General features: G+C 42.4%; 22 protein-coding genes. 4 read left to right on the top strand and 18 right to left on the bottom strand.

Annotation, left to right across the window (positions count from 1 at the left end; translation table 11 throughout):
- Positions 1–9: 9 nt before the first annotated feature.
- On the top strand, positions 10–912 hold the full coding sequence (locus B6N13_RS04680) for a hypothetical protein (RefSeq protein WP_348981522.1): 903 nt from the start codon (positions 10–12) through the stop codon (positions 910–912).
- A gap of 3 nt (positions 913–915) precedes the next feature.
- Here B6N13_RS04680 and B6N13_RS04675 read toward each other — a convergent pair whose 3' ends face one another.
- A complete protein-coding gene (locus B6N13_RS04675) occupies positions 916–1,677 on the bottom strand; it encodes an alpha/beta fold hydrolase (protein WP_169458635.1) in 762 nt (253 codons plus the stop codon).
- Positions 1,678–1,790: 113 nt separating this feature from the next.
- Here B6N13_RS04675 and B6N13_RS04670 point away from each other — a divergent pair, with 113 nt between their 5' ends.
- A complete protein-coding gene (locus tag B6N13_RS04670; RefSeq protein WP_012070681.1) occupies positions 1,791–2,396 on the top strand; it encodes a CDP-alcohol phosphatidyltransferase family protein in 606 nt (201 codons plus the stop codon).
- A gap of 13 nt (positions 2,397–2,409) precedes the next feature.
- On the opposite strand, the gene yfaE is transcribed toward B6N13_RS04670, so the two are convergent.
- The 4 genes from yfaE to B6N13_RS04650 all read right to left on the bottom strand — a co-directional run bounded on the left by yfaE (position 2,410) and on the right by B6N13_RS04650 (position 7,351).
- A complete protein-coding gene (gene yfaE, locus B6N13_RS04665; RefSeq protein ID WP_012070680.1) occupies positions 2,410–2,706 on the bottom strand; it encodes a class I ribonucleotide reductase maintenance protein YfaE in 297 nt (98 codons plus the stop codon).
- Positions 2,690–3,823, bottom strand: coding sequence for a class Ia ribonucleoside-diphosphate reductase subunit beta (gene nrdB, locus B6N13_RS04660; protein ID WP_012070679.1), 1,134 nt, complete (start codon positions 3,821–3,823; stop codon positions 2,690–2,692). Before nrdB ends, yfaE begins: the two co-directional genes overlap by 17 nt.
- Before the next feature lie 166 nt (positions 3,824–3,989).
- A complete protein-coding gene (gene nrdA / locus B6N13_RS04655) occupies positions 3,990–6,254 on the bottom strand; it encodes a class 1a ribonucleoside-diphosphate reductase subunit alpha (RefSeq protein WP_012070678.1) in 2,265 nt (754 codons plus the stop codon).
- Positions 6,255–6,553: 299 nt separating this feature from the next.
- Positions 6,554–7,351 carry a heparan-alpha-glucosaminide N-acetyltransferase gene (locus tag B6N13_RS04650; RefSeq protein ID WP_248280226.1) on the bottom strand — a complete coding sequence of 266 codons (798 nt, stop codon included), beginning with the start codon at positions 7,349–7,351 and terminating at the stop codon, positions 6,554–6,556.
- 10 nt (positions 7,352–7,361) lie between these two features.
- On the opposite strand from B6N13_RS04650, the gene B6N13_RS04645 reads away from it, so the two are divergent.
- Complete coding sequence (locus B6N13_RS04645) at positions 7,362–7,862, top strand: alpha-ketoglutarate-dependent dioxygenase AlkB (RefSeq protein ID WP_248280225.1); 501 nt, start codon at positions 7,362–7,364, stop codon at positions 7,860–7,862.
- Between the two features lie 44 nt (positions 7,863–7,906).
- Here the strand turns inward: B6N13_RS04645 and pdxH are convergent, their stop codons facing one another.
- Genes pdxH through B6N13_RS04625 form a run of 4 tightly spaced genes read right to left on the bottom strand, consistent with a single transcriptional unit; the run spans position 7,907 to position 11,881 of the window.
- Positions 7,907–8,548, bottom strand: a complete 642-nt coding sequence (pdxH, locus tag B6N13_RS04640; RefSeq protein WP_169458634.1) for a pyridoxamine 5'-phosphate oxidase — start codon at positions 8,546–8,548, stop codon at positions 7,907–7,909.
- Positions 8,549–8,550: 2 nt separating this feature from the next.
- A complete protein-coding gene (gene coq7 / locus B6N13_RS04635) occupies positions 8,551–9,183 on the bottom strand; it encodes a 2-polyprenyl-3-methyl-6-methoxy-1,4-benzoquinone monooxygenase (RefSeq protein ID WP_169458633.1) in 633 nt (210 codons plus the stop codon).
- A gap of 14 nt (positions 9,184–9,197) precedes the next feature.
- Positions 9,198–9,539 carry a histidine triad nucleotide-binding protein gene (locus B6N13_RS04630; RefSeq protein ID WP_169458632.1) on the bottom strand — a complete coding sequence of 114 codons (342 nt, stop codon included), beginning with the start codon at positions 9,537–9,539 and terminating at the stop codon, positions 9,198–9,200.
- A 44-nt stretch (positions 9,540–9,583) separates the two neighbouring features.
- On the bottom strand, positions 9,584–11,881 hold the full coding sequence (locus tag B6N13_RS04625; protein ID WP_169458631.1) for a 7TM diverse intracellular signaling domain-containing protein: 2,298 nt from the start codon (positions 11,879–11,881) through the stop codon (positions 9,584–9,586).
- A gap of 58 nt (positions 11,882–11,939) precedes the next feature.
- On the opposite strand from B6N13_RS04625, the gene B6N13_RS04620 reads away from it, so the two are divergent.
- Positions 11,940–12,191, top strand: coding sequence for a hypothetical protein (locus B6N13_RS04620; RefSeq protein WP_012070671.1), 252 nt, complete (start codon positions 11,940–11,942; stop codon positions 12,189–12,191).
- A gap of 68 nt (positions 12,192–12,259) precedes the next feature.
- On the opposite strand, the gene purD is transcribed toward B6N13_RS04620, so the two are convergent.
- The 9 genes from purD to dsbD all read right to left on the bottom strand — a co-directional run bounded on the left by purD (position 12,260) and on the right by dsbD (position 23,323).
- The gene (gene purD / locus B6N13_RS04615; RefSeq protein WP_169458630.1) at positions 12,260–13,546 is read right to left on the bottom strand and encodes a phosphoribosylamine--glycine ligase; all 1,287 of its coding nucleotides are present in this window, start codon (positions 13,544–13,546) and stop codon (positions 12,260–12,262) included.
- Positions 13,547–13,628: 82 nt separating this feature from the next.
- Positions 13,629–15,206, bottom strand: coding sequence for a bifunctional phosphoribosylaminoimidazolecarboxamide formyltransferase/IMP cyclohydrolase (gene purH / locus B6N13_RS04610; protein WP_169458736.1), 1,578 nt, complete (start codon positions 15,204–15,206; stop codon positions 13,629–13,631).
- Between the two features lie 87 nt (positions 15,207–15,293).
- The gene (gene fis, locus B6N13_RS04605; protein WP_012070668.1) at positions 15,294–15,572 is read right to left on the bottom strand and encodes a DNA-binding transcriptional regulator Fis; all 279 of its coding nucleotides are present in this window, start codon (positions 15,570–15,572) and stop codon (positions 15,294–15,296) included.
- Positions 15,573–15,690: 118 nt separating this feature from the next.
- Positions 15,691–16,662 carry a tRNA dihydrouridine synthase DusB gene (gene dusB, locus B6N13_RS04600; RefSeq protein ID WP_048814065.1) on the bottom strand — a complete coding sequence of 324 codons (972 nt, stop codon included), beginning with the start codon at positions 16,660–16,662 and terminating at the stop codon, positions 15,691–15,693.
- 316 nt (positions 16,663–16,978) lie between these two features.
- The gene (locus tag B6N13_RS04595; protein WP_169458629.1) at positions 16,979–18,337 is read right to left on the bottom strand and encodes a zinc-ribbon and DUF3426 domain-containing protein; all 1,359 of its coding nucleotides are present in this window, start codon (positions 18,335–18,337) and stop codon (positions 16,979–16,981) included.
- An 85-nt stretch (positions 18,338–18,422) separates the two neighbouring features.
- Positions 18,423–19,313 (bottom strand): 50S ribosomal protein L11 methyltransferase, encoded by an 891-nt coding sequence (prmA, locus tag B6N13_RS04590; RefSeq protein WP_012070665.1) that lies wholly within the window; start codon positions 19,311–19,313, stop codon positions 18,423–18,425.
- A gap of 119 nt (positions 19,314–19,432) precedes the next feature.
- Positions 19,433–20,773 (bottom strand): acetyl-CoA carboxylase biotin carboxylase subunit, encoded by a 1,341-nt coding sequence (accC, locus tag B6N13_RS04585; protein WP_012070664.1) that lies wholly within the window; start codon positions 20,771–20,773, stop codon positions 19,433–19,435.
- 20 nt (positions 20,774–20,793) lie between these two features.
- The gene (gene accB, locus B6N13_RS04580) at positions 20,794–21,237 is read right to left on the bottom strand and encodes an acetyl-CoA carboxylase biotin carboxyl carrier protein (RefSeq protein ID WP_012070663.1); all 444 of its coding nucleotides are present in this window, start codon (positions 21,235–21,237) and stop codon (positions 20,794–20,796) included.
- Positions 21,238–21,487: 250 nt separating this feature from the next.
- Positions 21,488–23,323 carry a protein-disulfide reductase DsbD gene (gene dsbD / locus B6N13_RS04575; RefSeq protein ID WP_169458628.1) on the bottom strand — a complete coding sequence of 612 codons (1,836 nt, stop codon included), beginning with the start codon at positions 23,321–23,323 and terminating at the stop codon, positions 21,488–21,490.
- Positions 23,324–23,332 lie beyond the last annotated feature (9 nt).

Here is a 23,332-nt window from a genome sequence, read left to right as displayed (position 1 = left end):
CTTAGAAAAGTGAAAAGGATTTTATCGATTGTTTTATTGTTGTTTCTGTCTGTAAAGGCATCAGCAGCGATTTATATCGTCCACGACATAGAGGAAAGCTCAGCACGCTCTTTGGTATTCCAGCTTTCTAAATTATTGCCTGCCAATACGCAAATGATCCCAGTGCGTCGTTCTTTGTTCGTACAAAATGCCTCTTTTTTGAAAAGCGAAGATGTGGCGGTTGCAATTGGGTCTGAAAGCTTTCGTCAGGTGTGTTCATCGGCCTTGGAAGGGGCTGTAATGGCTATTTTCATTGGTAAAGAAGAATACCTTAAAGCTCAGCCGCAGTGTGGACTTCCTAATAGTGCTGTGTTTTCAGGCGCGCCTTTGGATAAACGCTTGGCCTTGCTTGAAGCTATTTGGTTTGATCGTAAACCTCTGGCTGTACTTTATAGTGATAATCTTTTAATTGATACGCAAGATATGCAGGAACAGGCTGCGCAGCATGGCTTTGAATTTGAGTTTATTAAAACAGAGGTAGACCGACTATCTGTGTTGAAATCGGTTAATTTTGTTTTAGATGGTTCTGCTGTGGTTTTTTCACTAGTTGATACTGAGCTATATAAAAATGGCATAGCTCAAGACATATTGAAATTACTATTTCATAAACAGCGGGTGATGATAGGGCCTTCTTTTGCTTTTGTGCGAGCTGGATCACTGTTTGCAGTTTATTCTGATACTGAGACGAAATTAGATATTTTGGCTAATCATATCAGCATGTGGCAAACAAAAGGGGTACTGCTGGATGCTGTGTACCCCGACAATCTGAGAGTGAGTTTTAACCCTTATCTGATTAAATCACATGGTGTCGTGTTGCCGTCTCCGTCTTACTTGAAAGATAAGTATGGCCTTTGCTCCGAAACTGGGTGTTAGTGGTTACTGTAGAAAACGTTTCACTAGACTGGTAAAGGGTAAGGGTTTCTCAGCATGTAACCAATGACCAGCACCAGATATGATCTTAAAACTTGCGTTTGGAAAGAGCGCTAAAATAGCTTCCTGATACTCCGCCAAGATATAGTCTGAGTTTTCACCTTTGATAAATAGTGTTGGAATACTTACCGCATTTTTAATAAGCGGTTTTTTCAGGATAGTAGAATAACTATCGGCTATGTTGTTCACAGATAGCTCTAGCTTGAAGCCTTGTTCATTTCTCACTAGATTTTTCAGTAAGAATTGTCTGACTGCCAAGTTTGACTCGTATTGACTTAATAGAATGTCGGCTTCTTTTCTTGAAGAGGGTAGTGATTCATCAATCGCTTTTAAACCTTCTAAGATACGAGTGTGGCCAGCTTGATAATCGACAGGTGCAATGTCGACGACAATAAGTTTTTCAATTTTTCCTGCTGCTGCCATTGCCGCCATTTGCATAGCAACTTTTCCGCCCATAGAGTGGCCAAGCAAGTAGAAAGAGTTGATCTTATTAAGTTCCGTCCAATCTAGCACCGCTTCCGCCATTTTTGGGTAGCTGGCGTCTGGTAAGCTGTCTGATTTGCCGTGATTAGGAAGATCGATGCAATGTACAGTAAAGTGTTCTGCTAAGTTCTGCGCGATGGAGTGCCAGTTGTCGGCATTGCCAAATAGGCCATGTATAACAATAAGATTTGGGCCTGATGAACCATATTGTTTTGCGTGTATCATAAAAACCTTATTATTCTGCTAAGTAGATGATTAGTGTTAGTTAACACTAGTATGCTTACATTGTATCAAGTCTTGGAATATTTCGTCCCTATAGAATCAAGGTAGTTGTTTGAATGTTAGATACATTTTTTATTAAAGCCCTCAAGCACCCATTGCGTTTAACGGCTTTAGTGATTGATAAGTTAGGAGTAAAAGCCAATTGGATTACCTTGTTTGGTTTTTTAATTGGCATGATGGTATTGCCTGCTTTGTACTTTGGGAATACCTCTTTAGCGTTAGTGTTGGTGATTATAAATAGGGTGATGGATGGTTTAGATGGTGCTGTGGCAAGAGTGCAGGGACCCACGGATTTGGGGGGCTATTTAGATATCACTTTAGATTTCATATTTTATTCTGCGGTGATTTTTGGTTTTGCCTTGATGAATCCCGTAGACAATGCGTTAGCCGCAAGCTTTTTAATTTTTTCTTTTATGGGGACGGGTAGTAGTTTTTTGGCCTTCGCCATCATGGCTGAGAAGCGAAATATTGAGCGTTTGGAGTATGGTCGTAAATCTTTGTATTTTTTAGGGGGATTGGCTGAAGGGACAGAAACTATCGTATTTTTAGTACTGATTTGTTTGTTACCAAATTACTTCGCCGTCTTGGGGTATTTTTTCGGTGTGATATGTTGGATAACGACGGTAACCCGAATTTACGCAGGATACCGAACATTAACCTAAACAATTCATGCTTTTAATCGAAAAAAGCAATTTCAATATCGCTTTTGACAATCGCGCAGCATGCTAATAAATAACCGCTTTGCACCCATGCAAGGGGCTCAAATGGGTAAATTACATTTCCCCATAAGAGCTTTATTGAGCAAGAAGAGCAATATCCTTCACGACACTGGTATTCAACATGAATACCCGCCCGCTCAAGTTGTACTAGCAAGGGCTCATCCTCAGTAACGAGAATTTGTTTTTTCCCTAAAAGTACACGATGCACTTGCTCTTTTTTTTCGGGTGCTTTGGGTTTAGAGATCGAAGTCATCGAAGTCTGAATCATCTAAACTGTTGTCAGTTTGACCCACTAGGTAGGAACTGATTTCTGCCTCTTGTGGGGCAACTTGAACATTGTCACTCACCAACCAAGCATTTATCCATGGAATTGGGTTGTGCTTAGTGGCAAAGCATGTTTCAAGCCCAACGGCTTGCATACGCACATTAGTAATGTATTCAACATATTGGCCTAGAATTTGAGCATTAAGGCCAATCATCGAGCCGTCTTTGAATAGGTAAGTTGCCCATTCTTTTTCTTGCTCGGCAGCTTCAATGAAAATCTGGCGAACTTCGTCTTGGCATTCTGCGGCAATGACGGCCATTTCTGGGTCATCTTTACCGGAAGCCATCAAGTTCAACATGTGTTGAGTGCCTGTTAAGTGCAGAGCTTCATCGCGAGCGATTAATTTGATGATCTTAGCGTTGCCTTCCATCAGCGTGCGTTCAGCAAAGGCGAAGCTACAAGCAAAACTCACATAAAAACGAATTGCTTCTAATACGTTTACCGAGGCAATTGTTAGGTAAAGTGCCTTTTTAAGCTTAGGCATAGAAATTTCAATTGAACCTCTACCTGGAACATCAAAGGTTCCCATGCCCATAGTGTTATACAAATTAACCATTTCGATTAGACGGTCATAGTATTTAGAAACGCTATCGGCACGTTTGGTGATTTCTTCGTTCGTCACGATATCATCAAAAATCTTGGTCGGATCGTTAACAATATTACGGATAATATGTGTGTAAGAGCGGCTGTGAATGGTTTCACTGAACGACCAAGTTTCGATCCAAGTTTCTAATTCAGGTAGAGAAACGATCGGTAATAATGCAACGTTTGGCGAACGGCCTTGCACACTGTCGAGTAGGGTTTGATACTTTAGGTTGCTTAAGAAAATATGTTGTTCGTGTTCTTCCAATCTTTGAAAGTCTTTACGATCGGTAGAAAGGTCGACTTCTTCCGGACGCCAAAAGAAAGACAGCTGCTTTTCAATCAATTTTTCAAAAATAGGATGCTTTTGCTGATCATAGCGAGCAACGTTGACATTTTCACCAAAGAACATAGGTTCTTTTGTACTATCGAAGTGCTTACGGTTGAAAGTCGAGTAACTCATGTCTCAGGGTATTCCTCAAAAGCGTAAGGTATATTCAATGAGAAGATACCTTAGTTATTAATAGATTTTAGTATTTCGTTAAAGCGATAAACGTAGCAAAGCCTCATTTTTTATGAGGCTTTGTTTGTCAGATCATGCAAAAGATCTTTGTACGATGGCTGACAGGTTAGATCTTACAAGCACCGCCTGCGCAATCGTCCATGTCTTCTTGCTTATCATCAGCACCGTCGCGAGTATTGTGATAATACAGTGTTTTCACACCAAGTTTATAAGCCGTTAGAAGGTCTTTCAAAATAACCTTCATTGGCACTTTTTGAGATTCAAATTTCTGTGGGTCATAGTTGGTGTTAGCAGAAATAGCTTGGTCAACAAATTTCTGCATGATGCCCACTAATTGTAAATAACCATCGTTAGATGGAATAGTCCACAATAGCTCATAGTTTTCTTTTAAGCGCTCAAACTCAGGAACAACCTGTTTCAAGATACCATCTTTACTGGCTTTAATAGATACAAAACCACGTGGAGGTTCGATGCCGTTGGTTGCATTACTGATCTGAGAAGAAGTTTCAGATGGCATCAAGGCCGTTAATGTTGAGTTGCGTAGACCGTGAGTCACGATGTCGTTACGTAGTGTTTCCCAATCGTAGAACAACTCATTGGATACAATGTTATCGATTTCTTTTTTGTAGGAATCGATTGGCAAAATACCTTTAGAGTAAGTTGTTTCGTTAAATGCCAAACAAGGACCAAACTCTTTTGCCAGCTTGTTAGAGGCTTTCAATAGGAAGTATTGGATTGCCTCAAAGGTTTTATGAGTTAGCTCGTTAGCGCTGCCGTCAGAGTATTTAACGCCATTTTTCGCCAAGTAGTAGGCGTAGTTAATAACGCCTACACCTAAAGTACGACGCAATTCAGTTGCGCGTTGTGCTGCAGGGATAGGGTAGTTCTGATAATCCAGCAAACTATCCAACGCACGTACGATTAACTCTGCTAGCTCTTCTAGCTCATCAAGATTTTCAAGCGCACCTAAGTTAAATGCAGATAGAGTACAAAGTGCGATTTCGCCTTCTTTGTCATCAATGCTGTTTAGTGGCTTAGTTGGCAGAGCAATTTCCAAACACAAGTTACTTTGCTTAACTGGCGCAACTTTAGGGTCAAATGGGCTGTGTGTATTACAGTGGTCAACGTTCTGTAAGTAGATGCGGCCAGTGCTTGCGCGTTCAGAAGCAAACAAAGTAAATAACTCAGTTGCCTTAATGGTTTGTTTGCGGATAGATGGATCTTGCTCATACATAGTGTATAGGCGATCAAATTCTTCTTGATCAGCAAAGAACGCATCGTATAGGCCTGGTACGTCAGATGGGCTGAACAAAGTAATGTTGCCGCCTTTGATCAAGCGCTGATACATTAAACGGTTAAATTGAACACCGTAATCTAAGTGACGCACGCGGTTTTCTTCAACACCACGGTTGTTTTTCAATACCAGTAAGCTTTCAACTTCCAAGTGCCAAATTGGGTAGAAAACAGTTGCAGCACCACCACGAACACCACCTTGAGAACAGCTTTTAACGGCAGTTTGGAAATGTTTGTAGAATGGAATACAGCCAGTGTGGAACGCTTCACCACCACGAATTGGGCTGCCTAAGGCACGAATCGCGCCCGCGTTTACACCGATACCAGCGCGCTGACTAACATATTTAACGATAGCGCTTGACGTGGCGTTGATAGAATCTAAAGAGTCACCGCATTCAATTAATACACAGCTGCTGAACTGGCGAGTAGGTGTGCGAATGCCAGACATGATAGGTGTTGGTAATGAAATCTTGAATTTAGATACAGCGTCATAGAAACGGCGGATTAAATTTAAACGTTCTTTCTTGTCGTATTCTGCAAATAAACAAGCAGCGACAAGTATGTAGATAAACTGAGGGCTTTCGTATATTGCGCCAGTTACTCTGTTTTGTACTAAGTACTTACCTTCAAGCTGTTTCACCGCAGCATAAGAAAAATCCATATCACGAGAGTGATCAAGGAATGTATTTAGCTCATTAAAATCTTCTTCAGTGTATTTTTCTAGCAACTGTGCGTCGTAACGCTTTTGTTCAACGAGATTTTTTACGTGTTTGTAAAGGTGAGGTGGCTCGAAGTCACCAAAGGCTTTTTTGCGTAGGTGAAAGATAGCTAAGCGAGCTGCTAGATATTGATAATCTGGAGTGCTTTCAGAGATTAAATCTGCAGCAGACTTGATAAGCGTTTCGTGGATGTCTGTAGTACGAATACCCTCAAAGAACTGAATTCGTGCTTTTAGCTCTACTTGGGAAACAGAAACATTGTCTAACCCTTCGGCAGCCCATGCGATGACTTTATGAATCTTTTCTAGGTTGATGTTTTCTGTCGTCCCGTTACGTTTAGTAACTGTGAGAGTACTCATGCAATGACTTCCCATTAGTGCAATATAAAAAAAGGATATTTACTGTATGTAGTGTGTGTTTTTTAGATGACACACTATATGTAGTGTTTCGTTGTTAATCTGTAGCGAACAATAGTGCTCATTTAGGTGAAAATCAAGGCTTGAAAAAAACTCTAAAATGATAATTGAAAAATAGCTAAGTGGTCACTTACTTTACTTGCCTGAAAAAGCGTAAAGTTAGCAATTGGCAATACCATAAGGGCTATTTTTATCTATTTTTTAATGAAAAAAACTCATCTATCTGAACGCACGAAAAGTGATCAAGAAAGGAGGGTAAGCACCATTTTGAATGTTGCAACCAGTGGAAATAATACGAGTTGATGAATTAGGTAAATGGGTAAAGCATAACGTCCCATAAATGCTAGAATCTGGATTGCTAAGCTGTTTGGTGTTGGGCATTTCTGCCAATTTAGATAGCCAAGAAGAGGGCCTATTAAAACAACACCAATCCATGGAAAAGGAAATACAATATCGAGAGTCTTGTCTGGAAGTGCTATATAGCTTGTTATAATTGAAAAAGCGTTTGGAAAATGTAGCCAGTTTGTTGAATGATAGATAAGTATGATGACAGCACCAGCTAACGCTGATGGGATAGGCCACTTTGCAAGAGGTCTTATGAGCAAAGAGGCAATAAATATGAAATGTAAAATCCCAAAATAAATCCATTGATTAGGCATGGTTAGATAAGTCGCCAATGAAATAGCGGTAGCGGAAATAAGCAACTTGATGTCTCGTTTCCAAAAAGATGAGTTGTTAGACTTACCCAATGCTATATAGGCTGACCAGCCAATTGCGGTGAGAAACAGAGTTAGGATTAAACTGCGAAAATAGACCCAGAAAGGGTCATAAATGGAATATTCCAAGAAACCAAAGTTTAGTAAATCCCAGCAAAAATGAAAAATTATCATTAGTAACACCGCAGAGCCGCGGTATACGTCTAAAAATGCACTGCGTTTGGTTGTCTCAAAAACGGGAGAGGCTTGCATTGAAGTCCAAGGGAAATAGTTTTTAATGGGAATCCAGCCATCATACCGATACTCATTTTCTAGCTCAAGCAAACAGCAGCTTATGTCGCAGCTTAAGTTTAATCTGCCGTGGGAGAGAGAAAGTCTGACGATGTTTGGGCGTGACGTGTTGGTACCGAGGCGCGTTGCATTTGTTGCGGATACGGGTATTTGTTATCGCTATACAGGTAAGGATCACTATGGTATTGGTTGGCCAGATTGGTTGTTGGCGATAAAAGAAGAGGCTGAGATCCTTGCTAAACAGTCATTTAATGCAGTGTTGTTGAATTGGTACCAAGATGGGGAAGAATATATGGGCTGGCATGCGGATGATGAAAAATCATTAGGGCCTGCGCCGGTTGTTGCTATGTTGAGCCTCGGAGCAAGTCGGCCGTTTATATTTCGTCTTAAAGGGAATCATCAAATTAAACATAGTGTGGAGTTAGAAGATGGAAGTTGGTTGGTTATGTCTGCTTCGACACAGGTATTGTGGCAGCACTCTTTGCCAGTAAGAAAGCGAATCAAAGAGGAGCGAATAAGCTTAACGTTTCGTCTTCTGCTTTGATTCCTATCTATTTGCTTTGATGCTTCTTTGATAGTGTTAAATGATTAAGGTGCTTTTCGAGTTCTTATCCAATCATTATCTTTCAGTGTGAAGCAAATTCGATCATGAAGCCGGCTTGGTCGTCCTTGCCAGAATTCAATGAAATTAGGCTTTAGTACATAGCCCCCCCAGTTTTCTGGGCAAGGTATATCTAGATCATTGAAAGCCTGCTCTTCTGCGTTAAAGGCGTTTTGTAGTTCATCGCGGCTAGCAATAACGGTACTTTGTTTTGATGTTCTAGCAGCGAGCTGGCTTCCTCTTGGGCGCGTTGCAAAATATGTCTCTGATGTTGCGCGAGATACTTTTTCAATGGTGCCTTCAACGCGAACTTGACGAGACAGGGCTGGCCAAAAGAAGGTCATGCTGGCTTTATTGTTTTGTGCCAACTGCTGGCCCTTTTCACTGTCATAGTTGGTGAAAAATGAAAAACCAGCGTCATTTCGTTGTTTTAACAAAACCACGCGTGAATGAGGCCAACCATCTAGTCCAATAGTGCTTAATACCATAGCTGTTGGATCATCGGGGCAAGATTCGATAGCTTTTTCGAGCCAAGTATCAAATAGGACAAGTGGGTTGTTACCAGCTTGTTCTTCCAAAAGATCGTCGAATTGGTAGTCACGACGAATAGAATGAAGATCTCTGTTCATGATTAAATCCGGTAAGTAGTTATGGTCATGACTTTGGATACTTGGGTCATGATGGCCATAATAGGTTGTGGGAACTCGTATCCGCCTGCCTCTAACGCCATTGCTTTATGTTTGGCTTCGTCTATGTGCATTTGTGTTAATACCGCTTTGCTTTTTGCATCTTGCATTGGCAGGGCTGCCATGTGTTTTTGAAGATGAATGCAAACCTGATCTTCTGTTGCAGCAACAAAGCCTAAGCTTAATTTATCGCTAATAAGCCCTGCGCCAGCACCTATCATAAATGATGCCCCATAGAATAAGGGGTTCAAAATGCTTGGTTTGCTGCCAAGATCATAAAGACGTTGTTCGCACCAGACTAGGTGGTCTATTTCTTCGTCCGCTGCATGTTCCATTTCTTGGCGAACTGTAGCCAGTTTTGCAGTAGTCGCCTGGCCAGCGTAAAGTGCTTGGGCGCATACCTCGCCAGTATGGTTAATACGCATTAAGCCTGAAGAGTGCTTGCGTTCGACCTGATCCAGCTCGGCCTCTTCTAAAGTGTTAGCTGGTGAAGGGCGCGTCGCTTTTGCTGCATGTGGTACAAGTGTCTGTAAAGCACGGTCAAACTGTAATACGGCTTTATCTAGAAAAGAGATCATTGTGTTTCCTCTTATTAACCTGGAGGCCATGTCATTGCGCGGCCACCCAATACATGCATATGAATATGGTAAACGGTTTGTCCGCCCATTTCATTGCAGTTCATGACAACTCGATAACCTGCATCACTGATGCCTTTCTGTTTTGCTATTTTCGCAGCGGTAGTTTGTAGTTTGCCAACCACTGGAGCATCTTCATCGGTAAGGTCATTCAACGTACTAATATGACGCTTCGGGATGACAAGGAAGTGGGTTGGTGCTTTAGGCATAATATCCTCAAAAGCAATAACGTCATCGTCTTCAAATAAAATGTTTGCCGGAATGTCACCCTTTACTATCTTGCAAAATAAACAGTCCATATCATCTCCTTTTGTTTGTATTATTCAAGGTTAGTGGTTTTGCTTCAAGGCGTTATGCGCAAAGGATTGATCCGTGACAAAGATGTATTCTTTAGTCTGTCTCCTTTTTGTATCAGGCGCGATATTCTTTGCTCTAGATGGCTTTCTAGCTCAGAGCAGGCCAGTAATTCATCAAATCCCAGTTTTTTCGCATAATCTAGCGACATTTTAACATTGTTGCTGATGAGTAAGCACTGATCTTCATGACGCATTAAAGGTAGTAATCTTTGTTGTGTAATGTGGGGGATGTGTCCGCCGTTATCAAATACTAAAATAATAGAGCCTGATTCTCTTTTGGCAGGTTGCTCTAAATACTCTAATAAACTTTCTAGAGTGGTGAAATGCTCTATTTTATTGGTATGACTTTGCAAAATCGTTAGTGATTTTTGCAGATCGCTGTCTTCTTGGCCAAATAATATGATGTCAAAGTGATGTTGTTGACTGATATCGTTGCTCAAAGGGCGTATGTGCGCGCGTATGGGAAGTTGTATGTTAACGCTTCGCATACGATCATTTTCAGATATTTGTATCTCACCTTCTAAGTGTTGGACGAGGAGTGATATGTAATGCATTCCAAGGTCAAAGCTGGTCGCTGTAGTGCGAACTTGCGTTGGCAGTGGAAAGCAGCTGAGCTCTAGTAAGGTGACGCCATCTCGGTTTATTTCGTGGCGAGTAATGTTGATGGTTAATGTTTGATCTGTAAAGTGCTTGAATTCTTGCGCTAGGCTTTCAATAAGGTGCTGCACAATAGATGCATTCTGTAAAATTTCAACTTGATCTGTTTTGTAAGTATTCAGCTCAATCTGCGTATTGTCTTGATCTAAGCGTTGAACGTTGTTGTAGGCATTATCTATTAATTGGTTAAGTGATAGCGGGTACGGCTGATCTGGTGGTGTATGTTCTTTAATATCACTAATTAGGTCAATTCGCTCAATTAGGTTTTTTAGGTTGTTGTTGGCAGTCAGACTACTGGTTAAGAACAGCCTGGTATCATTTGATGTAGCTGCTTGTTCAAGGTGGGAGAGTGTACCGCCAAGAATATTAATTTGACGACGAAGTCTGTTGGAAATATCGGATAAAAGGTCTGTTATTTCTGTTTGAGCTTGTTTGCTCTTTTTCGAATGTCTTTGTAGTAATGGTGTTGTTTGCGCAATCATGCCCGAGAAATGAATCATTGCCTCGATGATTATGGTGATGGTTAGCCCCCACTCAAATAATAGCGCGCTTGGAATAACGCCATAGGCTGACATAAGCCAAGCAAAATGGCCGCAAAGTAATGTTAGCCGAGCAACCAGATAGTACCCAGAAAACGGTATGTTTTTCATAAAAGCGATGACAGCATGAACTGTTAATATAATAAGAGTGCTAACCACTATTAAAGAAAGAGCCGCTATGTTTATTTTCTCTGGTGAAATAGTGAAGATGATGGCAAATAACCCATTAATAGAGCCAATTGTAATCAATACTTTGTCTAATTTAGGAAGATATTCTTTGGTATCAAGGTAGAGGCGAGAGAAAAATACAATCGCGCATAAACAAGATAACGCAGCTAGATTGTATATACGTTCTTGAATGTTGGTTTGGTTTGGAAACAGCTGAGAAATCTGATCGTGAAGTGCGAGATGTAGAACTGCTATGCCAATGAGCAATGTGCAGTAAATTAAATACATAGGGTGCGATGTTTTGACAAAAAAGAAGGTATTACAGATCAGTAGAGTCAACAATATGCCAATGAGAATCCCGGTGAAAATTAGGCTTTTTTGAGTATCTTGGCTTAGTTGAGAAAGGGTTTTAAGCTCGATTTGCGCATTAATTGGTAAGTTAGATGATAGCTTAATGTATAAGGTGAACACGGGTGGCGAATTGGCTGGAATTGAAAAAATATAGTTTGGTGCTTTGATTTCTTTGTTGTTATAGGGGCGTGCACCACCGAGCTCTGCTTGGATCTGATTTTCGTATAAATTAGGTAGGTATATGTCTAGATATTGTAACCTAGGTGAATTTATTTCTAGCAAAATAGGCGTGCTGTTGGTTGTTCTTATTGCTACATCGGTGCGAATCCAGATGTTGCCTTTTACCAATCCTAACTGTAAGTATCCACGGTTAATTGGGCGAAATCTCTTTGTATATTCGTCAGACGCAATAGTTCTAAATGGGAGGGCTTGATCTTCATCGATAAAATAAGAGCCGCTTTTGTTAATATTGAACGAACTATTCGTATCATCAATGATGGCAATAGTGTTTGTGCTCCACGCAGTGTTGGAGATGCAAAGTAAAAACAGTAAAATAAATCGATAAAGCAAAACGCTAGCCTAACTATATTGTATAAAGGCTATCATTATTAACTAGATAGGGGATCAAATGCTATATCCAATTTTGGTGGAGTATTATGTTTGGTTTAGCATACTCTTGTTGGGTGTCACCTGGTTTGCTAGGCAAGCAAAACCGACAACCCGAACTAATCTAATGTACGGCTATGGAATGATTGCAGCGCTAGGTTTTGTGCTTGGTTTGGATTGGGTTGCAGGTATTATTTTTGGCTTGTTGGTTCTTGAGGTTGGCCGCTTATTTAAGGCTTGGTTAGATAAAAAAGAGTCACAGCTAAAAAAGTAAGAGTGAATAAAGCGCAGTGTTAAGATGTAAAAAAGGCCTCAATTGAGGCCTTTTTAGTTTGTAGGAGGTTACTTTTGCTCGCGAGCAATGGCGCGGTGGCCAATGTCGGTGCGGAAGTAAACTTTGTCCCAAGACAGAGTGTTAACTACGTCGTATGCCGCCGCTTGAGCTTCAGCAACAGTATTACCTAGTGCTACAGCGCATAAGACACGACCACCGTTGGTTACCACTTGGCCGTCTTTTAGTGCTGTACCTGCTTGGAAGACTTTTTGACCTTCTGGAAGGTTAGTCTCCAAGCCGGAAATAACATCACCTTTTGCATAGTCAGCAGGGTAGCCGCCAGCGGCTAGAACAACACCTAAGCTTGCGCGAGGATCCCAGTCAGCTTCAACAGTATCCAGTTTGCCGTTAACAGCAGCTAAACACATTTGTGCCAAATCAGAGCGCAAGCGCATCATGATAGGTTGAGTTTCTGGGTCACCAAAACGGCAGTTATATTCGAGTGTTTTTGGTGTGCCATCTGGTGCGATCATCACACCTGCATATAAGAAACCACGGTAGCGGTTGCCTTCAGCATTCATGCCTTTAACGGTTGGCATAATGACTTCGTTCATAATGCGATCATGGATTTCAGGTGTAACAACGGGTGCAGGAGAGTAAGCACCCATGCCGCCGGTGTTAGGGCCTTTGTCACCATTGTCGCGTGCTTTATGGTCTTGGCTTGTTGCCATAGGTAAAACAGTTTCGCCATCTACCATACAAATAAAGCTGGCTTCTTCACCCACTAGAAACTCTTCGATAACGACACGGCTGCCCGCATCGCCAAAAGAGTTGCCTTGTAGCATGTCTTCAACTGCTTCAATGGCTTCGGCTTCAGTTTGTGCCAAGATAACGCCTTTGCCAGCGGCTAGACCGTCGGCTTTAACCACGATAGGCGCACCATGTTGCTTGATATAGGCAACAGCAGGTTCAATTTCGGTGAAGTTACCATAGGCCGCAGTAGGGATATTGTGGCGAGCTAGAAAATCTTTGGTGAAGGCTTTAGAGCCTTCTAGCTGTGCTGCTGCCGCAGTTGGGCCAAAGATAGCTAAACCTTCTTTTTCAAACGCGTCTACAACGCCAATGACTAATGGGGCTTCTGGACCAACAATGGTAAGGTCGATGTTTTCTTTCTTTGCGAAAGCAACAAGATCGGCAATATCGGTTACGCCAATATTAACGTTTTCAACTTTATTTTCTGTTGCTGAGCCAGCGTTGCCTGGCGCAACGAAAACTTTTTCAACTTGGTTAGATTCTGCAGTCTTCCATGCCAGAGCATGTTCACGACCACCGTTACCAATAATAAGAACTTTCATTATCTAATCCTTTGTATTGCAAACCAGAGGCCGCAGCCTCCGGTGACGAATTAAGAAGTCTTGGCTTCTTAGTGATAGCTTATTAATGACGGAAGTGGCGCATTCCTGTAAAGACCATAGCCATGCCAGCTTCATCGGCTGCGGCAATGACTTCTTCGTCGCGCATAGAGCCGCCAGGTTGGATAACTGCTGTAATACCAGCTTGCGCAGCGGCATCGATACCATCACGGAATGGGAAGAAAGCATCCGAAGCCATGACGGAACCTGCTACCTCTAGGTTTTCGTCAGCCGCTTTGATACCGGCAATTTTAGCGCTGTAAACACGGCTCATTTGGCCTGCGCCTACACCAATGGTTTGTTCAGCTTTTGCATAAACAATAGCATTGGATTTAACGAATTTCGCTACTTTCCAAGCAAACAATAAGTCTTTTAGCTCTTCTTCGCTAGGCTGACGTTTAGAGACGATTTTAAGATCGTCTAAAGTAATAACGCCGTCATCACGGTCTTGAACCAATAGACCGCCGTTTACGCGCTTGTAGTCTAGTGCCGCAGGTTTGTCTTTTGACCATTGGCCGCACTCTAACAAGCGAACATTTTGCTTAGCCGCTACGACTTCCGCTGCTTCTTTGCTGACGCTTGGCGCAATGATAACTTCAACAAATTGGCGGTCAACAATGGCTTGTGCTGTTTTTGCATCTAACTCTTGGTTGAATGCAATGATGCCACCAAATGCCGACGTTGGATCGGTTTGGAAAGCTAGGTCGTATGCTTCAAGTTGTGTTGCTGCCGTTGCTACACCACAAGGGTTCGCGTGCTTAACGATAACACAAGCAGGTTTATCAAAGCTTTTTACGCACTCAAGAGCCGCATCGGTGTCTGCGATGTTGTTGTAAGACAGTGCCTTACCTTGGATTTGTTTAGCAGTGCTGATGGATGCTTCTTTAGGATTCGCTTCAACATAGAAAGCGGCTTTCTGGTGAGGGTTTTCACCGTAGCGCATTTCTTCTTGCTTGTTGAATTGTAAGTTGAAGGTGCGCGCAAAATCTTCGCTGCCGCCTTCTACTTTTTTGCCTAGGAAATTGGCAATGGCACCATCGTAGTGAGAAGTGTGTTCGAATGCTTTTACGGCAAGATCGAAGCGCTGCTCATAAGTCAAACCGCCATCTGCTTTAAGAGAAGCTAAGATTTCTTCGTAGCTAGAAGGAGATACCACAATAGCAACGTCTTTATGGTTTTTCGCTGCAGAGCGAACCATAGTTGGACCACCGATATCGATGTTTTCGATCGCCATTGGTAAATCGCAATCAGGACGCTCGATGGTCGCTTCGAATGGATAAAGGTTGACAACAACCATATCGATTTCTTCGATACCGTGCTCTTTCATGATGGCGCCATCGATGTCACGACGACCAAGAATGCCACCGTGCACTTTTGGGTGTAGCGTTTTTACGCGGCCGTCCATCATTTCTGGGAAGCCTGTGTAGTCAGAAACTTCAGTTGCTTTAACGTTGCTGTCCAATAAAAGACGGTAAGTACCACCTGTTGAAAGAATTTCAACGCCTTGAGCGGTCAGTTCGCGTGCGAATTCGACAATGCCTGTTTTGTCGGAAACACTGATTAACGCTCGTTTGATTGGAGTTACTGTATTTTGATTTGCCATCATGGTTCTCGCAATTAATTTAACACTAAATAAACAAGGGGAAGGTAAGACGAAAAAAAGGGCGAATTCGCCCTTTTTTCTTTGTGCTTATAGCATACCGTATTGCTTCAGCTTCTTGCGAAGTGTGCCTCGGTTTAAACCAAGGATGGTGGATGCTTTTGTTTGGTTATCCTTTGTGTAGCTCATGACAGACTCTAGCAAAGGCGCCTCAACCTCTGCTAAGACTAACTGATATAAGTCTGTTATTGGCTGCCCATCAAGATGAGCGAAATAGTTTTGTAGGGCTTTTTCAACATTGTCACGTAGGGTTTGTGACTGCTCTGAAGAAGCGGCTTGAAACGTATGAGTATGAGTTTGTTCTACCACAGAATGACCTTCTATTTTTAAAGCTAACCATTTATTAATGCACGTTGATCGTCATTGAGAAGGGTGATCTAGGTCTTCTTTTTTGATTTTCAGTACATTAAGTGTAAGGTTCGTTTGCCTATTGGCAAACAAAGAACTCTTCCAATTTATCAAGCTGTTCTTGCGTATTATCAATACGGTTAAACAGACTGCGAAATTGTGTTTTATCCGCTAACGTTTGCAGGTACCAACCAACGTGCTTGCGAGCAATACGCACGCCTAAATAATCACCATAAAATTGGTGTAAGGCGTTCACGTGGTTAATAACAAGCTGTCTCACCTCAGATAAAGAAGGAGGTGCTAACAATTCGTTTGTTTCTAAATAGTGGTTTATTTCGCGAAAAATCCACGGTCTTCCTTGGGCAGCTCGACCAATCATGATGCCGTCTGCTTGGGTGTAATCTTTCACGAATTTTGCGGATTGTGCGTCTTTAATATCCCCATTAGCAAAAATAGGGATGCTCAAATGATGCTTAATCTCTGCAATTGTGTCGTATTCAACTTGTCCTTGGAATTTACATTCCCGTGTTCGTCCGTGAATCGCTAATGCTTGAATGCCAATATCCTCTGCCATTTTTGCAATCGCAAGACCGTTTTTCTGATCAAGACTCCATCCAGTACGGATTTTTAGAGTGACAGGAACAGAAACACTATTTACAACAGATTCCAGTATTTCTCGAACAAGTGCTTCATCTTTAAGTAATGCAGAGCCTGCTGCTTTATTGCATACTTTTTTAGCAGGGCAACCCATGTTGATATCAATGATTTGTGCGCCTAGCTCAACATTTTGTTGGGCAGCTTCTGCCATCATTTGTGGGTCGCCGCCAGCAATCTGAACGGACCTCGGCGAGACTTCCGCATCGTGAATTAAACGATGGCGGCTTTTTGTCGAGTTCCACAGGCGAACATCAGAAGTGACCATTTCTGATACGACTAAGCCTGCACCTTGGTCATGGCAAAGGCGGCGAAAAGGCAAATCTGTTACGCCTGCCATAGGAGCAAGAATAACAGGCTTGTCAACGCAATATGGGCCAATAGCAAATGCCATGATGTTCCTGAATACTGGATTGAATGTTAAAGATCGTCGACAGTGTCGAGCGGGCGTGAATAATACCTATGCAATCGTTGTTTTTGAAGTCTTGACAGGCTAAAAACTGACTATTTTTTGTTCTTTTTTTAACCTTTGCACTAAAACAGTGAAAAGAGACCTTTGCGCGAAGTCACGAGCGAAGCCAAGACGAGGCAAAAAAAGACGAGGAAGCGGAGTTTATGAGTTATAAATGAGCCCATGTTGTTAAATCCGTAAATAAGCGAGTCTATTTTTAACAAAGTATTGGCGAGCACAGTAGTCGTAAAATTCTCAAAAACTAGTAAGAGCGAGTGTCTGTCGGAAAGGCTCTAAGCTGATGAGTGACCGCACGAGCACCTGGATCTTGTATAGGAATGACCAAATGGATCGGGGTATTTGGTGGCATATAGGTAATATCGAGAAAGTCTTTGTGTAAGTAATCATTCGGAGCAAAGAGTCGTGCGGCCACGGGTAGACCGTTTAAGTCAAAAAACTCTAAGGCAATTTTTGGCATAGGCTGAGAGAAATCACTGGTGTTGGTGATAATAGCATTTACCAAAAGTGCGTTTGGTATGGATGGGTGACTTTGGATGCGTACGTGCTGAATAGTGATGGCACTAATGTCTTCGAATCTTGGTAGTGCACAACCAGAGTATGAGCAAATCGTTTTGTAGATGGCTCTGAAATTAGAAGAGCGACTGCCTTCTTCAAAAAAATGTGTAGCCACTTGTGTAGTTAATAGGACGATTCCTAATAACGAAGCAAAAAACCATAGCCAAGGGTGCCCTTTTTTCTTGCTTGTGAAAGAATCGTTTTCGCCCATTAATGGCGCTAGACTTTGTTGAGCCGATAGTTGTTCTAGGATGGTGTGTTGGTTTTTTATGTCTGATGGACGTGTTTGTTCTGCAGCGGTTTGCGCCAAGGAATGCAAAGCAACCATGTAGTCTGGTTCAGGGCTGACTGCTGCAGTGGGTTCAGCTGCGGCGGTTTTTGTTGGTTTGACTGTGGGTTTATTTGCTGTAACGGGTTGCTGTGGTGTCGCCTTAAGTGCGGCTTCTACTTCAGCAAGCTCTAGCTCCCATGGTGCTGGTTCATCTTGTCTTTTTGTTTCCGCAGTAGCTCTTTTGGCTTGTTCTTGTTTGTGTGCGGATTCTTGATAGGCGTTGTTTATTTCGAAGGCTTCGTCTTCATCTAGAGTACCGCTATTTTTTGAGCTTATTATATCTTCACTTTGTGGTCGTAGGTCTTCATCATCAAATAGTGTGTGCAGCCAATCTGGGTTAACAATTTCTTCTGCAGGAGCGAGCCTATTATCAATAGATGCTTTTATGTTTGTACCTGCGTCATTGTTTTGGAGGCTGTTGTTTTGAACTATAGTGTTCTGAGCTATGTTGTCTTGATCTGTCGGCTGGCGCGTTAGATCAGCTTGTGCTTGTTTTTTGGGCGTGACCGTTTCTATTGTTGGATCATTGCTTTCTTGTGGTGGCTGTTCTCTGGTGTTAGCAGGGTTCGTCTTGTTTTTTGCCGCGTCGCTGGCATTAAAAATATGGAAACATTGACCACATCTGACTTTGCCCTTGGCCATGCTTAATACTTCATCGCTTACTCGAAATGCGGTTGAACATTTTGGGCAACGGGTTATTAGGCTATTGGCCATAGGGTGTTATCTTCCTGTCTAAAACTTTACGAGACCTTTGGCTCGTGACTTCGTGCAAAGGTCTCTTTGTATATAAGGTTAAGTATTATGCGTGCTTAGTGCCTACAATACGAACCCATTCTTCCTTTTCGGTAATGGAATCAATTGTAAACCATTCTTGATACGCCTCAATCACTTCTTGAGCCTGGTTGGCAAGAATGCCTGAGAGGGCTAATTGGCCTTGATTTTTAACCAGCGCAGAAATAGTCGGCGCAAGGTGAGCAAGAGGGCCAGCAAGAATATTCGCAACTACTATATCGGCTTGTAGGTCAGATTCGTATGGCGGCAGTTTTACTTCTAAACGACTTGGATCTATCTTGTTACGTTCCGCATTGGCTTCGGTTGCTTGCACAGCTTGCGGATCGATATCGATACCGACCATGTTATTTGCGCCAAGCAGCAAACCAGCAATGCCAAGAATGCCTGAGCCACAGCCGTAATCAATGATCGTTTTGTCTTTGCAATCAATGCTGTCCAGCCATTGTAGACACAAGGCGGTAGTAGGGTGGGTGCCTGTACCAAATGCCAAGCCTGGATCTAGCATCAGTGTAACTGCATTGGGATCGGGTACTTCGCGCCAGCTAGGGCAAACCCATAGACGTTCGCCGAATTGGATTGGATGGTAGTTGTCCATCCACTCTCTTTCCCAATCTTTATCTTCGACTATCTCTATTTTCATATCGATATCGGTTTCACCAAGGGATTCGGCTTTATGCTCAATTACTGGGCGAATGTGTTCAATATCTGCGTCTGCTTCAAACAGGCCAGTCACCTTAGTGTTTTTCCATAGAGGTGTAGTGTTTAGGTCTGGTTCGTATACAGGATCGTCATGGACGTCTTCAAAGGTGACAACCATGGCGCCACAGTCAAGAAGAGTATCTTCGAAAGCTGGGACGTGATCGGGCGTGGTATTGATACGTATTTGAAGCCAAGGCATAAAGTGAAGTCCAACAGTAAAACAAACAGGAATAGAATAGCGAAGCTTGGAGCGAGAGGCGAGAGGAAAATGATTGCCCCTAGTGATTTATGTGATCACTAGGGGCAAAACTGCAGTCTTTATAGACCGAGTTTTTTCTCCAAATAATGGATATTAACGCCACCAGCAATGAAATTAGCATCATTTACTAGGTCTTTTTGAAGCTCTATATTGGTTTTAATGCCATCGATGAATGTTTCATCTAGAGCGCCAGAAAGGCGTTTTAGTGCAGCAGTACGATCTGGTGCATGACAAATGATTTTAGCAATCATTGAGTCATACGTAGGTGGTACTGTGTAGCCGCTGTACAAGTGAGAGTCGACACGAACACCCATACCGCCTGGTGCATGGAAATATTCCACTTTACCTGGGCAAGGCATGAAAGTTTTAGAGTCTTCTGCGTTGATGCGTGATTCAACAGCATGGCCATTTAGCTTAATGTCTTCTTGTTTAAAAGACAGTGGTAAGCCGCTAGCAATGCGAAGTTGCTCTTTAACGATATCAACACCTGTTACCATCTCGGTAACTGGATGTTCTACTTGCACACGAGTGTTCATCTCGATGAAGTAGAAGTTGCCATCTTCGTATAGGAATTCGAAAGTACCAGCACCGCGGTAATTGATCTTAATACAGGCATCTACACACGCTTTCAAACACGCTTGGCGAGATTCTTCATTCAACATTGGTGCTGGTGCTTCTTCCAACACTTTTTGATGGCGACGTTGTAAAGAACAATCACGATCGTATAGGTGAACCGCATTGCCTTGACCATCAGCAAGTACTTGAACTTCAACGTGACGTGGGTTTTGTAGGAATTTTTCCATATAAACCGTGCTATCGCCGAAGTAAGAGCCAGCTTCAGATTGTGTAATGCTGATAGATTTTAGTAGGCTGCCTTCGTTGTGAACAACGCGCATACCACGGCCACCACCACCTGCTGCTGCTTTAACGATAATCGGGAACCCGATTTCATTAGCAATACGGATACATTCTTCAGGATCAGAAGGTACTGGGCCGTTTGAGCCAGGAACAGTAGGGACACCCGCTTCTTTCATTGCCTTGATAGCAGAAACTTTATCGCCCATTAAGCGAATTGTTTCGGCTTTAGGTCCGATGAAGGTAAAACCAGAACGCTCAACTTGCTCTGCGAAATCTGCATTTTCAGCAAGGAAGCCGTAGCCTGGGTGAATAGCTGAAGTATCTGTCAATTCTGCAGCGCTGATGATAGCTGGAATGTTCAAATAACTTTGAGTTGATGGGTTTGGCCCTATGCAGATAGATTCGTCTGCAAGGCGCACATGTAATAAGTCACGGTCAATTTTAGAGTGAACCGCAACGGTTTTGATACCGAGTTCTTTACACGCACGTAAAATACGTAGCGCGATTTCGCCTCGGTTAGCAATCAATACCTTATCGAGCATGATGAAACCTTTGCGTTGGATTAAATGATAGTAATAAGAGGCTGGTCAAATTCAACTGGCTCGCCGTCTTCAACAAGGATAGCGCCAATTGTACCAGATTTATCTGCTTCAATTTGGTTCATCATTTTCATTGCTTCAACGATACAGATAGTATCGCCAGCGTTAACTTTTTGGCCTACTTCGATGAAAGGCTTAGCACCAGGGGCAGAAGACTTGTAGTAAGTACCGACCATTGGAGAATTAACAGTGTGACCAGCGAAAGCTGCTGGTGCTTCAGGAGCGGCAGTAGAAGCGACTGGTGCAGCAGCAGGTGCTGCCATCATTGGAGCGGCCATCATAGGTGCTTGAACTGGAGCACCACCACGGCTAATACGAACAGCTTCTTCGCCTTCTTTGATTTCAATCTCATAGACGTTAGATTCTTCTAAAAGTTCGATTAGCTTTTTGATTTTACGAATGTCCATAAATACTCTCTTCTGTCTGTGTTGGTGTTTCAGTGGTTATGTTATCCACTGACTATTATAAAATCTGTGTACTGCTTGCGTTATCCAACAAACAGGGCTTTTATAAAAAAACGAATTGTAAAAGCTTGTAACGCGAAATTATCGATAAAAAGCGGGATATTGTCCAGTTTTGCGTTAAAAAAACCGAAAAATGTTCTGTGTGGTTTGTTTTTGATCAAAAGTAAACTCTTGTGCTTTTTTATAAAAGTTATTAGTTAATTGCATGATTTAAGCGATCAATTAGCAAAGATTTGGTTGGCTCGCCCATCAAAGTTAATGCTTTGCGTTCTTCGCCTTTATTGTCTAAAAATATCAGTGAAGGCGGCCCAAATAAGTTGAACTTCTGCATTAATGCTTGGTTCTCCGCTGAATTTGCCGTGACATCAACTCGAATTAATTGAACCTTATTGAGTAGCGGTAATACATCAGGCGAAGCAAACATGTCTTCTAATATTCTGCAGCTAACACACCAATCAGCATAAAGGTCTAACATAATAGGGCGAGAGTCTTGATTAGCTATAATTCTATCAAGTTCGTCTAAGTTCGTGATTGTGGCGTCAAATATTACTTTCTCCTCTAGTGTTGTTGAGGGTGCAGATAATTTTTTCAAGGGTTGTAGTGGACTGCTGCTACCTGTTGCGCCGCCAATAAACTCAACACTGCCGATAAGGAAAAAAGTTAAGGCAAAAAACCAGCGAATAGGATGCGAGGCGATTTTATAAGCTCGATGAATAAAATAGCCGCTTATTGCCAATGCAAGAGTACTCCATAGATACAAGTGGCTGTTGATTGGTAACCAACGAGTAACCATCCAGATCGCCATAGCGAGTAACCCAAAACCCATGAGCACTTTAATATCGTGCAACCATTCTCCGCTTTTTGGTAAGACTTTAGGCCCAAAAAGGCCAACTAGTAATAGTGGAACTCCCATACCGAGTGCCATGACAAACAGCATTGTCGCGCCATACCACGCATTACCTTGGCTGCTTATATAAAGTAAGGCGCCAGCAAGCGGCGCAGAGACGCATGGGGAGACGATGAGTGTAGATAAAACCCCAGCGATAAAAATACTCGAGGTTGATGTCCAAGCTGAGCCTGTTGATTTAGTCGACACTTGAAGACGTTGTTGCCATGAACTTGGCAGTCTTATTTCATAGACGCCAAACATTGCTAGAGCGAGCAAGGCAAAGAGGATTGCACTGCTAATTAATAAAATAGGGTTTTGTAACTGAGCTTGCAGATTGAGCTGAGTGCCAAAAATACCTACCAATCCACCAATAAGCGCATAGGTCAATGCCATGGCCAGTACGTAAACAAAACTGTAATAAAATGCGCCTAATTTTGAGTTACGAGTGCCAATCACAATAGCACTGACGATGGGCACCATAGGCAGTACGCAAGGCGTTAGTGATAAAAGCAATCCCAAGCCAAAGACGGCAATGAAAGCTGCCCAAGTATTGTTACTTCTAAGCAACTGACTTACAGACTGCGCTTCGGAAGGTGCAAGCATTGCGCTGGAAGGTGAAGGGCTTTCCGTTTTAGGTTGAGATGCTGTTAGATGTTTCTCTGTCTGTGCCAGTTTTTCTGTCGACGATAACAGTGCGGGAACCGTAAATTGAATCGGCATTTTCTGTGGAGCGTAACATAAGCCTTTATCGGCACAGCCTTGATAAGATAGCACTGCATTAACTTGAGTGCCTGCTGCCAGTTTGATGTCGTAATAAATGGGCAGAGTTAATTGCTCGCGATAAACCGTTACTTCACCATAATAAGGATCCTGTTTAATTTCACCGGCAGGAAAAGGCGAAAAATGCAGTTTATCTGCTGCATCACCAGACAAGGCGAATTGTTCTTGATATAAATAGTAGCCATCATGAATCTGCCATGTTGCCATTAATTTTCCGTCTTTAGGAGCCGAGACGGATAGTTGGAAAGCTTGGTCTACAGTTAAAAAATCTGGTTCTGAAAGTCTTGATGTGGGGCCAAAAGTGAAGGCGTGAGAAACGCTTTGAAACATTAGTAAAAACAGTAGAACGAGTAGGCGCATAAATATCTT

It is taken from the genome of Marinomonas sp. UCMA 3892 (assembly GCF_012726345.1).
Lineage (GTDB): Bacteria > Pseudomonadota > Gammaproteobacteria > Pseudomonadales > Marinomonadaceae > Marinomonas.
The sequence above is the reverse complement of the archived record's forward strand: the minus strand, read 5'-3'. Positions and strand labels throughout refer to the sequence as shown.